General features: G+C 64.5%; 13 protein-coding genes and 2 pseudogenes. 9 read left to right on the top strand and 6 right to left on the bottom strand.

Annotation, left to right across the window (positions count from 1 at the left end; genetic code table 11):
* Positions 1 to 9: 9 nt before the first annotated feature.
* Together HV783_RS11715 and HV783_RS11710 are read right to left on the bottom strand one after the other, a co-directional pair.
* Positions 10 to 612 (bottom strand): amino acid synthesis family protein, encoded by a 603-nt coding sequence (locus tag HV783_RS11715; RefSeq protein ID WP_175189175.1) that lies wholly within the window; start codon positions 610 to 612, stop codon positions 10 to 12.
* An 84-nt stretch (positions 613 to 696) separates the two neighbouring features.
* On the bottom strand, positions 697 to 1,749 hold the full coding sequence (locus tag HV783_RS11710) for a WD40/YVTN/BNR-like repeat-containing protein (RefSeq protein WP_175189174.1): 1,053 nt from the start codon (positions 1,747 to 1,749) through the stop codon (positions 697 to 699).
* A 299-nt stretch (positions 1,750 to 2,048) separates the two neighbouring features.
* On the opposite strand from HV783_RS11710, the gene gstA reads away from it, so the two are divergent.
* From gstA to HV783_RS11685, 5 genes are all read left to right on the top strand, one after another.
* On the top strand, positions 2,049 to 2,684 hold the full coding sequence (gene gstA / locus HV783_RS11705; protein WP_175189173.1) for a glutathione transferase GstA: 636 nt from the start codon (positions 2,049 to 2,051) through the stop codon (positions 2,682 to 2,684).
* Positions 2,685 to 2,746: 62 nt separating this feature from the next.
* Entirely contained in the window at positions 2,747 to 3,709 is a 963-nt protein-coding gene (locus HV783_RS11700; RefSeq protein ID WP_367646382.1) for a Bug family tripartite tricarboxylate transporter substrate binding protein, read from the top strand.
* Between the two features lie 212 nt (positions 3,710 to 3,921).
* Positions 3,922 to 4,377 (top strand): cytochrome b, encoded by a 456-nt coding sequence (locus HV783_RS11695; RefSeq protein ID WP_254603881.1) that lies wholly within the window; start codon positions 3,922 to 3,924, stop codon positions 4,375 to 4,377.
* The gene (locus tag HV783_RS29705) at positions 4,374 to 4,613 is read left to right on the top strand and encodes an ATP-binding cassette domain-containing protein (protein WP_437341318.1); all 240 of its coding nucleotides are present in this window, start codon (positions 4,374 to 4,376) and stop codon (positions 4,611 to 4,613) included. Before HV783_RS11695 ends, HV783_RS29705 begins: the two co-directional genes overlap by 4 nt.
* 228 nt (positions 4,614 to 4,841) lie before the next feature.
* Positions 4,842 to 5,639, top strand: coding sequence for a hypothetical protein (locus tag HV783_RS11685; protein WP_175189171.1), 798 nt, complete (start codon positions 4,842 to 4,844; stop codon positions 5,637 to 5,639).
* Here the strand turns inward: HV783_RS11685 and HV783_RS11680 are convergent.
* From HV783_RS11680 to HV783_RS11670, 3 genes and pseudogenes are all read right to left on the bottom strand, one after another.
* A pseudogene (locus HV783_RS11680) lies at positions 5,614 to 5,850 on the bottom strand (DUF2000 family protein); the annotation flags it as partial. The gene HV783_RS11685 and the pseudogene HV783_RS11680 overlap by 26 nt on opposite strands.
* Positions 5,851 to 5,968: 118 nt before the next feature.
* Positions 5,969 to 6,715 carry a lysozyme inhibitor LprI family protein gene (locus HV783_RS11675; protein ID WP_231132964.1) on the bottom strand — a complete coding sequence of 249 codons (747 nt, stop codon included), beginning with the start codon at positions 6,713 to 6,715 and terminating at the stop codon, positions 5,969 to 5,971.
* 209 nt (positions 6,716 to 6,924) lie between these two features.
* Positions 6,925 to 7,020, bottom strand: a pseudogene (locus HV783_RS11670) (O-acetyl-ADP-ribose deacetylase); the annotation flags it as partial.
* A gap of 250 nt (positions 7,021 to 7,270) precedes the next feature.
* Between HV783_RS11670 and groES the strand changes: the two are divergent.
* The 3 genes from groES (at position 7,271) to HV783_RS11655 (ending at position 10,494) form a co-directional block, all read left to right on the top strand.
* The gene (groES, locus tag HV783_RS11665) at positions 7,271 to 7,558 is read left to right on the top strand and encodes a co-chaperone GroES (RefSeq protein WP_006221616.1); all 288 of its coding nucleotides are present in this window, start codon (positions 7,271 to 7,273) and stop codon (positions 7,556 to 7,558) included.
* A 38-nt stretch (positions 7,559 to 7,596) separates the two neighbouring features.
* The gene (gene groL, locus HV783_RS11660; RefSeq protein ID WP_006385976.1) at positions 7,597 to 9,237 is read left to right on the top strand and encodes a chaperonin GroEL; all 1,641 of its coding nucleotides are present in this window, start codon (positions 7,597 to 7,599) and stop codon (positions 9,235 to 9,237) included.
* Between the two features lie 258 nt (positions 9,238 to 9,495).
* Complete coding sequence (locus HV783_RS11655; protein ID WP_054415112.1) at positions 9,496 to 10,494, top strand: YihY/virulence factor BrkB family protein; 999 nt, start codon at positions 9,496 to 9,498, stop codon at positions 10,492 to 10,494.
* 60 nt (positions 10,495 to 10,554) lie between these two features.
* Here the strand turns inward: HV783_RS11655 and HV783_RS11650 are convergent, their stop codons facing one another.
* Positions 10,555 to 11,040 (bottom strand): MarR family winged helix-turn-helix transcriptional regulator, encoded by a 486-nt coding sequence (locus HV783_RS11650; RefSeq protein ID WP_254603880.1) that lies wholly within the window; start codon positions 11,038 to 11,040, stop codon positions 10,555 to 10,557.
* A 232-nt stretch (positions 11,041 to 11,272) separates the two neighbouring features.
* Between HV783_RS11650 and HV783_RS11645 the strand changes: the two genes are divergently transcribed.
* Positions 11,273 to 12,730: a 2-hydroxymuconic semialdehyde dehydrogenase gene (locus tag HV783_RS11645; RefSeq protein ID WP_175189170.1), complete on the top strand. Its 1,458-nt coding sequence runs from the start codon at positions 11,273 to 11,275 to the stop codon at positions 12,728 to 12,730.
* Positions 12,731 to 12,751 lie beyond the last annotated feature (21 nt).

Genomic DNA, 12,751 nt, shown 5'->3' with positions numbered 1-12,751 from the left:
CCGGCCAGCTCAGCACAGGCCGTCGAGCCCCTTCACTTCGGAAGCGCGCAGTCCGCCCAGGCGCGCGTTCAGCCGCCCCCGCGTGGCGAACGCCCAGACCAGTACGACTTCATCACGGTTCGGGCCGTCGTTGAATTGCGCCGTGACGGTATCGTAATGCGACCGCACATAGAGCGCGTCCTTGTGCGCCAGGGGAATATCGATGGCGGTGCCGGGCGCCCCCCGCTTGCCGGTGGACGGCACCCACGATTTCGCGCCTCCGACGCCTTCCCGCACAGGATTGGCCGCGGGATTGGTGAGCAAGGCATTGCCATGCTCATATTCTCCGTCCATCCCCACCAGGCACGCTTTGCCATAGCTCTCGATCGCCCTTCCCGCGGCGGCCTCGCGGATGCGACGGCCAAACTCGCGCCCCAGCTCGGGCGAAGCATCGATCCACGCGGACAGGTCCTGGACATAGCGGCCGGCATAGGGATTGTGGATGCAAGCGGCAATGACGATCTTTCGCAGAGGTTCGCCATCCGCAGGAGCTCCGGTTTCTCCAGCCAGGGAATCCTCGATCTGGAGGTACCACTTGCGGATATGGAAGGCGTTGAAATTGGGGGTCTTCATACGGTACGTCTCTTGTTCAGGGAATGGAACGGGACTGGAATGGCCGCCACCGCGGACGCGGCCGGCGCGGCGGCTCTGAGGAGGTCAAGTGGACGGGCTCTGTAATCTGGATTGAGGGTGGGCCTTGACTGGCGCGACGAACGGTGTCCAGGCCACGGCTGTGATCTCACTGAAATCACGCCACTCCTTGAACCAACTGCGCCCGCCATCCATCGACCGGAACAGATGCCCATACTTCGTGCCCGCAAACACGAGCGACGGATCAGCCGTATGCGCGCCGAAGGTCCAGAAGGTCGAGTTCGGCGGCGAGTGCAATATCGCGCAGGTCCAAGTGCGGCCACGGTCTTCGGAACGATATATCCGCGTCCGCGTGCCAGGCGTGCCATCGCCGACCGCCAGCAATAGAGTGTCCTCGCCCCCGGGCAGTGGCTGGATCGTGCGGGTGTAGTACATGCCATCGAAGCGATCCGCCGAACTGGCGCCCTGCCAGACGCCTTCGCCGCTGTCGACGTTGGTGTAGACAGAATTGACGGTGCAGATCAGATGCGTGCGCGGCGCCGTACCGCGCGCCGGCAAAACGCTGATGGCGTGTATGTCGCCACTGACGATTCCGTTGGCTGCCGCGTCAATCCGCTGCCAGGAATCGCCCCGGTCACGGCTGCGCCAGGCGCCGCCCTCCTCGACGCCGAACCAGACCTCGCCGTTAGCGGGGTCCACGGCAATCGACAGGATACGCGGCCGATTCACACCGGCGCAGAACTCCGGCAACTCGACCGGCAACGTTTCCCACGTCTGGCCGCCATCGGCGGAGCGGAACATGCGCGCACGCGACGGTGCCCCGGTCCCCGCGTAGACCAGCGCGGGATTGCTCGGATCCAATGCCAGGGCCCACACGGTCTGCCCATTGGCCGGCGACTCCATCCGCCGAAAGTGCGCGCCGCCGTCGGTGCTCAGGCAGATACCGGCATCCGCACCGGCGAACACACGGGCGGGGTCGGACGGGTCGACCGCCAGACAGCGCACGACGCCGTCAAACTCGATCGCCTCTTTCAGACCTAGCCGATGCCAGCTCGCGCCGTCGTCGGCGCTGCGCAATATGCCTTGCCCTGCCGTCCCCACCAAGATCGTGCCTTGCATGATGTCGTCCCTTCGCTTGAGGAAATAGGTGCCCGGACGCGGCGCGGCCTCTACCGCCACTGATTGTCCGAAGCCTGATTGGCCATGAATGGCACAAGGGGCCGCAGCGGCGTCCCATTGTCCGAGCAAGCGTTTCCCCTAGTTGGAAACAAGCTCACGCCACGCAAGAATTGTAGTACCAAATTAATGATTTTTCTATTTTTGTACTACTGCTTTTCGATAAATCGGCATTTCAACCTGATGCCTGAGCGGCCACGCGCTTCGCTTCGGCCTTGGCAACATCACCTGGGGAAACTGACATGAAGTTCTATCACGAGGTACGGGGCTGCTCCCTCGCGGTCGATATCGTTGCGCGCGAACTCGGCATTGCACTGGACCTGCAATGGGTCAACATGCGCACCAAGCGGTTGAGCGACGGGACGGATTACCTGCTGGTCAATTCAAAGGGTACGGTGCCCACCTTGCAATTGCCCGACGGGCAGTACCTCAGCGAAGGCGCGGTCATCATGCAATACCTGGCCGACCAACAGCTCGGCACGACCTTGTTCGCGCCGCCCGGATCCCTGATTCGCTACCGCATCATGGAGTGGATGAGCTTTATCGCGGCGGATCTGCACAAAGGCGGCTTCATGCCGCTGTTCAAAGCCATCACGCCGCCCGAGTACAAATTGATCGCCCGCCAGTATCTGCAAGGCCGGCTGCAATGGCTCAACGACCAATTGGCGGAACGTGATTTCCTGATGGGCCGCCACTTCACGATTGCGGACGCCCACTGCTACACCATCGCCATGTGGACCCGCGCCCACGACATCGACACCGCCGCATGGCCCCATCTGGAAGCCTATCTGCAACGGGTCGGCACCCGGGCCAGCGTATGCGCCGCCGAAAGGGCGGCCCATGAAGAAGGCGTGCGTCAACGCGCGGCCCAACCGTAACGCCATCGTTCGCGACCACCCTTTTGGGACATACCCGTTCCCTTTGGAGAACTCCCATGAAAATGCTGCTCCGTTTGGTCTTCCTGTGCCTGGGCGCGCTATGCACCGCCCAGGCCGGCGCCGCCGGCAATCCCGCAGGTCCGCTACGCCTGGTAGTCGGCTTTCCTCCAGGAGGGGGCACCGACGGGGCCGCCCGCATCATTGCGGAAAAGCTCCCCTCGCTCCTGAACCAGCCCACGATCGTTGAGAACCGGGGTGGCGCCGGCGGCACGTTGGGCGCATTGAACGTGGCGCGCGCCGCGCCCGACGGCAACACGCTGTTCTTTGGCACCAGCGCCGAGCTGATCATCAACCCGGTAACGCGCAAGACGGCGCCGTACGACGTGCTCGAGCAATTCACGCCGATTGGTGAAGTAGGCACCGTCACCTTTGTCCTGGTCGTTCCCGCCTCTTCGCCCATCACCAGCGTGCAATCCCTGATCGCCCGGGCCAAGGCGCAACCCGATCGCCTGAACTTTTCGTCGTTCGGCATCGGATCAACCAATCACATGATCGGCGAGTTGTTCCTGTCACGCACCGGAATCAGAGCAACGCACATTCCTTATCAAGGCAGCGCGCCGGCAATGAGCGCGCTGTTGGCGAACGAGGTCGACTTCACCTTCGAAACGGCGGCGGTCGCTTTGCCCCATATCAAATCGGGAAAGCTGCGCGCGCTGGCTACGCCCTCCCCCGCACGGCTGCGTGACCTGCCGGACACCCCCACCCTGAGAGAGCTGGGCTTTCAGGACCTGGCCGCGGAAGGGTGGATGGGCGTATTCGCACCCGCCAACCTGCCGCCCGATGTAGTACAACGGCTCAACGCAGCCTTGAACTCCGTGTTGCATATGCCCGATGTGCGGGAAAAGCTGACCGCGAGAGGCGTGGAAGTGTCGCCGGGCTCAGCCGAACAATTCCGTGACATGCTTGCGACCGAGCAAGGAAAATGGCGGCGTGTGGCCCAAGAGTCCGGCATCTCGCTCGACTGAAAAGCCGCTGCCCGTCCCCACGCACATCATCCAAAATCCAAGGCTCGTCCCGAGGCAATTTCTTCAGGACGGGCGTCAGCCCATATCTGTTGACCCATTGAACCTGACGATCTCTGGTCGTCCTGGCGCAACTCGTCATCCGCTGGCGCCAGCCTCACCTTCCCGAACCGCCGCTGTCGCTTGCGCCCTACGAGCAGGCGCTATCGAAACTGGTGCATCGGGCCACCTACGTACTGCTCGTCCTGGTGCCGTTGATGGGCTATTCGATGTCGAGCTCGTTCACAATGAGTGACGGCATCCCGTTCTTCGGCGCTCATCTGCCGGAGCTCCTGCCAAAGAACGACAAGTGGTTTATCGTCTTCCAATGGTTGCACAAGACGCTGGCCTACACATTGCTCGGGCTGGTTGCCCTGCACGTAGTAGGCGCGTTGAAGCATCGGTTCCTCGACCATGCGCTCCCTCTGAAAGATATGAACTCCTGGAAGCCCCCTTCCTGGCGCATCCCGAGTCGTTCGCACAGCCTTCGGGAACGAAGGTTGGTGTCTTCCATGTTGCAGCTTGGACGCGATGTACGCACCACCCGCGCCTTGTTCGCCCCGCATCGTCGAATATCCGGACACGCCGATCGAGATCAAGGAAAAGGTCGCCGCAGTAAAACTGGAGCATGAATATCAGTTTCGATATCCCCGCGGGTAGCGACGTCGCCATCGTCGGCTCGACCGGATCAGGCAAAAGCACTCTCGGCCACTTACTGGCTCGCCTGTACGACGTGGATGGCGGGTCGATCCGCTATGACGGGGAAGCAGCGCCTGACGTTGGCCCGCACCATACCGCGCGATCCCCCCAGTGCTGTTGCTCGATGAAGCCACAAGCTCGCTCGATTCGCGAACCTAGCGAGCGCTGACCCAAGCCTTGAACTTTTTGGGAACTATGGACAATAGCGGCCTTCAGCCGCGGGCGACACGCGACGATGGCGGGCAGGCATGCGATGCCGACCTCGCCCCCCATCCCGCCGCTCAAGGTCACTTCCATCGGGTCTCCTCTCTTATGGTAAAGGCCTGCAAACGATGATGTCCGGGGGGCCCGGCTGCGGTATAAACAAGGCCCTGTCGATTGCACACGGAGGAACGACTTGTCGAACGCACGCGGAGCGATTTCATTCTTCAACGCAACGGCTGGCGCCATCCGGCGCCATGGCCGCGCGATGCTGGCGGCCGCGCCGTGGTCGCTGGCGGTGTTCCTATTATCGCTGCCGTTCGCCATTCTGGCCGCGTCGCTGTACTGGCTTAAGGGCGGCCTGTTCCTGCTGTCCGCGCTGGTCAACCTGATTGCATTCTCGCGCATGACGTACGCCTGGCACCGGGTCATCGCGCGCGCGGACGATACGCGGATCGATGCCGGCGGCAGTACGGCGCAAGCCTGGCACCTGGTGATGCTGGGCCTGCAGGCGGTGGTCGTGGCGACGCTGGCGCGCGCCACCGGCGACCTGCCCTACGTGTTGTTCGCGCTGATGAACGGCCCGGACTCGGGCCTGTTCTTCGCGGCGCTGGTGCCCGTGGTGCTGGTGCTCTGGCTGCCGATCCTGTACGGCTTGGCGCTGCTAGCGCCCGCCCTGCCGCGCGCCGCCGTGACCGGCGCAACCGGCTTGCGCGGCGTGCGCGCCGCCATGCCCTACCCGCGCTGGCCGCTGATGCTGGCCCTGGGCATCCTGGTGAGCGCGGGCGGCCTGGCCCACAGCGCGCTGTACGAGTACCTGGGCTACGCCCTGGACGGCGGGCCGTATTGGATCGTGGCCTATCTGACGCTCTTCATCGTGATGACGTTCGTCGTGGGCGCCATGGTCTCGGTGGCCTACCGGGACGGCGCGCCGGCGCGTCCCGCGTCCGACAGCGACAGCGACAGCATCAAGGATGCAGCGACCGCCCCTTGATCGCCTTGTCCACCGCCCTTTTCGGACCGTGCAGGGCGATGCCGACCAGGTCCAGGTCGTCGGCCGGCTGGGCGCGGAACACGGCGCGGTTGGCCTCGTAGCGGCCGGTGGCGAACATGGCATGGACGAACGGCGCCAGCGTCAGCTCGCGGTCGCGCGCGATCCGGTACGCCGCCTGCAGGCCGGCGCGGTCCCCCTCGAACACCGGGATAAGAAGAAGAAGTGATGGGGAGGCTGGCTGGGTGAGGTAAACGTCCGGCTCTCACCGCGCAAAGCCCTTGCCTGAGCGCCAAGATAGCCTCTACGCGGTGAGAGCCGGACGTTTACCATCAGCCGCCATAGCATTGTGCGTAAGTAAAGTCGACCAGGCGCTTGTCCGAGGCATCCTGCGGCGTGGACGGCTCTACTTGGAAATGACCGAACATATCGTCGTTGCAGATCCTCACGTCCTTGCGCTGCGTGCCTTCCTGCAATACGCAGGAGCCGCCAAAACTGTGATTACTTCCGGCGACGCCAACCGGCAGATCAATCAGCCGGCTACAACCGATGATTCGGCCGTTTTGCTTCTGCTGCCCCAGCGATTGGTTGAACGATTCCACACGGGAGTTGGGATCACGAATCGGCACAACATTGACGCATTCGCCACTGGCGGTTTGGTTGCCCGGCAGCTTGCAGTCCGAGTACACCTTGCCATTGGCAATATGTTTCTCATTACGCGCCAGCAGGGCGATGCGGCTTGTGTATGCTTGCCGCAGGCAGGCGCTGTCTTGACAAATGCCACGCGCGTATTTAATCCAGTTGCGCTGTTCTTCAGCCAACGCTTTCTTGCCATAGGCATCGGTTGCGGCTAGTGCTGCCTTATAGGCCCCCTGCAATTTGCCATCCAGCGCGGAGGTCTCGGCATCGCTACAGATCAACTTTTCCGTCGTGCTCGCGGCCTTGTTGCAATCAAAACTGGCGGCTTGGGCGTAGGTCCCTAGCATTGCGAGGCCCAACGTAAAGAGAAGCTTCATCGCAGGTGTATACCGTGTCTTCAGTACGTCAGCGGGTGGGCGTCTTGAATGCGGCTGGGTCATGATCCTATCTTCTCAAGTTGTATGTCGATGATGTCTTTCGTACAGCACAACACATGCTAGCAAGTCGCTCTTCAGTGGATATATAACCTATTGAGCAAGGCACGGCCTGCCAATGAACGGGCTTTCAATCCACACGCCGCCTCAATCTACACTCGTCCACGTGCCAACTTCAGTGAACCGAATCTCAAGTCGAACGAAATTCGACACTCGCCGCCCCAAAGCAATGAGGAATTCGCGGCGTTGACGATGGCGTCCACGCGAAGCTTCGTGATATCCGATTGAATTGCGCGCAGGCTGGCGGGCATGTATTGGCTCCTTGGGCGTGAGAGAACTTCTTGCGCAGACTCTCGCCCCCCGGACCCTTCAGCGCGATCCGCAAAAAAAGGGACACACCACAAGACGCATTGCCGCCCGCCCCATATGTAACAGCCACCGCTCTCCCCCTTGAACCCCACCACATCATCCCTATAATTAGCACTCGACTCCGGTGAGTGCTAACAATCCTCCCGGGCCCAACCGATCATTCACTTTCTTCTCTAGTAACAGGAGTTCCTCATGGCCTTGCGTCCCCTGGGCGATCGCGTGATCGTCAAACGCCTCGAAAACGAGCGCAAGACTGCGTCGGGCATCGTCATCCCCGACAGCGCCGCTGAAAAGCCCGACCAGGGTGAAGTCGTGGCCGTCGGCCCCGGCAAGAAGACCGAAGACGGCAAGATCCTGCCGGTCGACCTGAAGGCTGGCGACAAGGTTCTGTTCGGCAAGTACGCCGGCCAGTCGGTCAAGGTTGACGGCGAAGAGCTGCTCGTCATCCGCGAGGACGAAATCCTCGCCGTGGTCCAGTAAACCCTGCCTCAAAACGAATTTTCGAAGGAAGCTAACAAATGGCTGCCAAGCAAGTACTGTTCGGTGACGACGCCCGCGTGCGCATCGTCCGTGGCGTGAATGTCCTCGCCAACGCCGTCAAGACCACCCTGGGCCCCAAGGGTCGCAACGTCGTGCTGGAGCGCTCGTTCGGCGCCCCGACCGTGACCAAGGACGGCGTCTCCGTCGCCAAGGAAATCGAACTGAAGGACAAGTTCGAGAACATCGGCGCCCAGTTGGTCAAGGACGTCGCCTCCAAGACCTCCGACAACGCCGGTGACGGCACCACCACCGCCACCGTGCTGGCCCAGGCCATCGTTCAGGAAGGCCTGAAGTACGTTGCCGCCGGTTTCAACCCGATCGACCTGAAGCGCGGCATCGACAAGGCTGTCGCCGCCGCCGTCGCCGAACTGAAAAAGCAATCCAAGCCGGTCACGACCAGCAAGGAAATCGCCCAGGTCGGCTCGATCTCGGCCAACAGCGACTCCTCGATCGGCCAGATCATCGCTGACGCGATGGACAAGGTCGGCAAGGAAGGCGTCATCACCGTCGAAGACGGCAAGTCGCTGGAAAACGAGCTGGACGTCGTCGAAGGCATGCAATTCGACCGCGGCTACCTGTCGCCCTACTTCATCAACAGCCCGGAAAAGCAAGTCGCCGCGCTGGAAGACCCGTTCGTCCTGATCTTCGACAAGAAGATCAGCAACATCCGTGACCTGCTGCCGGTGCTGGAACAAGTCGCCAAGTCGAGCCGTCCGCTGCTGATCATCGCCGAAGACGTCGAGGGCGAAGCCCTGGCGACCCTGGTGGTCAACAACATCCGTGGCATCCTGAAGACCACCGCCGTCAAGGCGCCTGGCTTCGGCGACCGCCGCAAGGCCATGCTGGAAGACATCGCCATCCTGACGGGCGGCACGGTGATCTCCGAAGAAACCGGCATGTCGCTGGAAAAGGCCACCCTGGCTGAGCTGGGTCAAGCCAAGCGCATCGAAGTGGGCAAGGAAAACACCACGATCATCGACGGCGCTGGCGACAGCAAGTCGATCGAGGCGCGCGTCAAGCAGATCCGCATCCAGATCGAAGAAGCCACGTCCGACTACGACCGTGAAAAGCTGCAAGAACGCGTGGCCAAGCTGGCCGGCGGCGTTGCCGTGATTCGCGTTGGCGCTGCCACCGAAGTCGAAATGAAGGAAAAGAAGGCTCGCGTCGAAGACGCCCTGCACGCCACGCGCGCTGCGGTGGAAGAAGGCGTTGTGGCCGGCGGCGGCGTGGCTCTGCTGCGCGCCAAGCAAGCCATCACCGACCTGAAGGGCGACACGCCTGACCAGAACGCCGGCATCAAGCTGATCCTGCGTGCCGTCGAAGAACCCCTGCGCACCATCGTCACCAACGCCGGCGAAGAAGCCAGCGTGGTGGTCAACACCGTGCTGCAAGGCAAGGGCAACTACGGCTACAACGCCGCGACCGGCGAGTACACCGACCTGGTCGAGCAAGGCGTGCTGGATCCCACCAAGGTGACCCGCACCGCCCTGCAGAACGCCGCCTCCGTCGCCAGCCTGCTGCTGACCGCCGAAGCCGCCGTTGTGGAACTGGCCGAAGACAAGCCCGCTGCCCCGGCCATGCCCGGCGGCATGGGCGGCATGGGCGGCATGGACTTCTAAGTCCCGCTTCCCTTGCATGGCCTCCCCGGCTTCGGCCGGGGAATGCAGTACCCCGAAAGACCCCCGGACCTTCGCCCCGGGGGTTTTTCTTTTTTCCGCGCGCGACATGCTCAACCCCGACCTCCACTCGGGCTTGCCCGCGCGCGCCCGGCAGGCGGCCACCGCCCCGCGACGCCGGAACGTTTGCCAACAAGTTCATGGTTTCGCGCGCGCGCATGCGTACCTACAATGAAGTTTCTCCAGCCCGAGCCCAGACCCATGCGCCTTCCCCAAAGCCTGCGTGCCCTGCGTCCGTCCGAGATCGGCGGCCTGTTGATGGATTCCGCCAACCAATGGTCCACCCACCGCGCCTCCAGCAAGGGCGCGGCGCTGGCGCTGTACATGGTGTTCTCGCTGGCGCCGATGCTGATCCTGGTGATCGCGGTGGCCGGCGCCTTCTTCGGCGAGGACGCGGTGCGGTCCGAGCTGTTCGCGTCGCTGCGCGACCTGACCGGCGAGCGCGGCGCCGAAGTGATCCAGACGGTGCTGGCCAGCGCCCATGAATCCGGCGGCGGCTGGATCGCGGCGCTGATTTCGATCTTCGTGCTGATCTTCAGCGCCACCACGGCCTTCGCCGAGCTCAAGGCCAGCCTGGACGAGTTGTGGGAAGTGTCCGGCAACCAGAAGGGCGGCATCCAGGGCATGGTGCGCAGCCGGATGCTGTCGTTCGGCCTGGTGCTGGTGCTGGCGCTGTTCCTGTTGGTCTCGCTGACCGTGAACGCGGCCCTGGGCGCCGCGCGCAAGTACTACGGCGACCTGTGGACCGCCTCGGCCTTCGCGACGGCGGCCGACTGGGCCTCGAGCCTGTTTTCGTTTTCGGTGGTGGTGGCGCTGTTCGCGGTGATCTTCAAGCTGCTGCCGAGCGCGCGGATCTCCTGGCGCGACGTGATTCCCGGCGCCATCGTCACGGCGGCGCTGTTCCTGGTGGGCAAGTGGGGGATCGGCGTATACCTGAGCCGGGGCGCGGCGGTGTCGGCCTATGGCGCGGCCGGCTCGCTGATCGCGCTGCTGCTGTGGATCTATTACTCGGCGCAGATCTTCTTCTTCGGCGCGGTGTTCACACGGCAGTTCGCGCTGCGGTTCGGGCGCGAGGCTCGGCCCAAGACGCCCGCGGCCTCCAAGGCTTCGGATGCGGATCCAGCGTCCGCCGTGCCGGCATCGTCGGCGTCCGTGCCGGCATCGGCGCCGCCGGCATCACCGCCGTCGGACACGCCCTGAACCAGGCGCCGCGTCCGTCACCCGCTGCGCTGGACGCGAGCCTTTCCCGCTCCTTTTCCCTCATGACGGCTCGGGTGATTCCAGCCCCGCCATCAGGCGCAGGCAGCGCAGGAACACGGGCCGCAGTTCCTCCGGGATCGGCGCCAGCACCTGCGCCTCCACCTGCGCATCACGCGGCAGCACCCGCGCCAGCAGCGCCATGCCCTCGTCCGTGATCTCCAGCGCATAGGCGCGGCCATCCTCGGCAGAGCGCGTGCGCCGCACGTACCCCTTGGCGCTCATGCGGGCGATCATTTCGGCGAAGGAATTGCGGTCCAGCGCGATCAGCTCGGCGACCCGGTTCTGGGTCGCGCCCGGATTCTGGTAGACCGTGATCAGCAGGGCCTTCTGGCGCGGCGTCAGGTCCTCGTCGGGAAACGCCTGGGCGAACAGCGCCTCGGCCCGGAAATGGGCGCGGCGCAGCAGGTGCGAGGCCACATGGGTCAGGTCGAATTCGCGCAAGGCGCGGGGCGGGGCCGAACGTGAGGTCGAACGGGAAACGGTCATCGGGCGTTCCATGGAGAGGGCCTGGCGATTGTAGGCCGGGGCTGGCGTTGCCCCGAGGGTCCCGCGTGGCGGCCAGCCCGCGCCGCGGCAGGCGGCCTGCCCACCCACGCCGGCCCTCCTGGGGCAAAACCCTGCATTGACTTCGCGCCGGGCGCTGCCTAATATCCTCATAATAGTACGTATACGTACATTATCGCCAGCCTCCCTCTCGGCCCTTCCCGGAATCCCGATCATGACGATCCGCCAGTTGCGCAACTACATCGATGGCCGCTTCGAAGACGGCGCGTCCACCTTCGACAAACACAGCCCGGTGGATGGCGCGCTGATCGCCCAGGCGCACGAAGCCAGCCGCGAGCAGGTCGACCGCGCCGTCGCCGCCGCCCACCGCGCCCTGCCCGCCTGGGCCGCGCTGCCGGTGGGCCAGCGCACCGACTACCTGCTGGCGCTGGCCGACGGCATCAACCGCCGCTTCGACGATTTCCTGCAGGCCGAGATCGGCGACACCGGCAAGCCGGTCTCCTGGGCCAGCCAGATCGACATTCCGCGCGGCGCCGCCAACTTCCGCGCCTTCGCCGAACTGGCGCGCACGCTGGACATGGAAAGCTACATGACCGACACGCCCGACGGCCGCCAGGCGCTGAACTACGCCTACCGCAAGCCGCTGGGCGTGGTCGGCGTGATCTCGCCGTGGAACCTGCCGCTGCTGCTGCTGACCTGGAAGGTGGCGCCGGCGCTGGCGTTCGGCAACACCGTCATCATGAAGCCGTCGGAGGTCACGCCCTCCACCGCCACGCTGCTGGCCGAGGTCGCGCACGATACGGGGCTTCCGCCCGGCGTGCTGAACCTGACGCATGGCTTCGGGCCGGGCTCGGCGGGCGAGTTCATCACCACGCATCCGGACATCGACGGCATCACCTTCACCGGCGAATCGGCCACCGGCGCGGCCATCATGCGCGCCGTGGCGCCGGGCGTGAAGCCGGTGTCGTTCGAGCTGGGCGGCAAGAACGCGGCGCTGGTGTTCGCCGACGCCGACTTCGAAGCGGCGGTCGACGGCACCGCGCGCTCGGTGTTCGCCAACTGCGGCCAGGTCTGCCTGTGCACTGAACGCGTGTACGTGCAGCGCCCGATCTACGAACGCTTCGTCGCCGCGCTGGCCGAGCGCGCGCGGGCGCTGCGCATCGGCTGGCCCAATGACGCGGACACCGGCATGGGGCCGCTGGTGTCGCGCGAACACCGGGAAAAGGTGCTGTCGTATTTCGCCCTGGCGCGCGAGGAAGGCGCCACCGTGGTCACCGGCGGCGGCGTGCCGGTGTTCGGCGATGCACGCGACGCCGGCGCCTACGTGCAGCCGACCATCTGGACCGGCCTGCCCGAGAGCGCGCGCTGCATCAAGGAAGAAGTGTTCGGCCCGGTCTGCCACGTGGCGCCGTTCGACACCGAGGAAGAGGCCATCCGCCTGGCCAACGACACGCGCTACGGCCTGGCCGCCGCCGTCTGGACACGGGACCTGACCCGCGGCCACCGCGTCGCGCAGGCCATGAAGGTCGGCCTGGCGTGGGTCAATTGCTGGTTCCTGCGCGACCTGCGCACGCCGTTCGGCGGCAGCGGCCTGTCCGGCATCGGCCGCGAGGGCGGCCGCCATTCGCTGCATTTCTATACCGAGCCCACCAACGTCTGCATCAAGCTGTGAGCCACAGCGCCTTCAAGGACT

The sequence above is a fragment of the Achromobacter dolens genome (assembly GCF_902859745.1).
In the GTDB taxonomy this organism is placed as follows: Bacteria; Pseudomonadota; Gammaproteobacteria; order Burkholderiales; family Burkholderiaceae_B; genus Achromobacter; species Achromobacter dolens.
Note: the sequence above shows the minus strand (reverse complement) of the source record. Positions and strands in the feature narration are given on the sequence as shown.

What these genes read in the sequence shown, in the direction of transcription:
- HV783_RS11715 (WP_175189175.1), bottom strand. Translation starts at nt 612, where the DNA reads ATGAAGACCCCCAATTTCAACGCCTTCCATATCCGCAAGTGGTACCTC.
- HV783_RS11710 (WP_175189174.1), bottom strand. Translation starts at nt 1,749, where the DNA reads ATGCAAGGCACGATCTTGGTGGGGACGGCAGGGCAAGGCATATTGCGC.
- gstA (WP_175189173.1), top strand. Translation starts at nt 2,049, where the DNA reads ATGAAGTTCTATCACGAGGTACGGGGCTGCTCCCTCGCGGTCGATATC.
- HV783_RS11700 (WP_367646382.1), top strand. Translation starts at nt 2,747, where the DNA reads ATGCTGCTCCGTTTGGTCTTCCTGTGCCTGGGCGCGCTATGCACCGCC.
- HV783_RS29705 (WP_437341318.1), top strand. Translation starts at nt 4,374, where the DNA reads ATGAATATCAGTTTCGATATCCCCGCGGGTAGCGACGTCGCCATCGTC.
- HV783_RS11675 (WP_231132964.1), bottom strand. Translation starts at nt 6,715, where the DNA reads ATGACCCAGCCGCATTCAAGACGCCCACCCGCTGACGTACTGAAGACA.
- groES (WP_006221616.1), top strand. Translation starts at nt 7,271, where the DNA reads ATGGCCTTGCGTCCCCTGGGCGATCGCGTGATCGTCAAACGCCTCGAA.
- groL (WP_006385976.1), top strand. Translation starts at nt 7,597, where the DNA reads ATGGCTGCCAAGCAAGTACTGTTCGGTGACGACGCCCGCGTGCGCATC.
- HV783_RS11655 (WP_054415112.1), top strand. Translation starts at nt 9,496, where the DNA reads ATGCGCCTTCCCCAAAGCCTGCGTGCCCTGCGTCCGTCCGAGATCGGC.
- HV783_RS11650 (WP_254603880.1), bottom strand. Translation starts at nt 11,040, where the DNA reads ATGACCGTTTCCCGTTCGACCTCACGTTCGGCCCCGCCCCGCGCCTTG.
- HV783_RS11645 (WP_175189170.1), top strand. Translation starts at nt 11,273, where the DNA reads ATGACGATCCGCCAGTTGCGCAACTACATCGATGGCCGCTTCGAAGAC.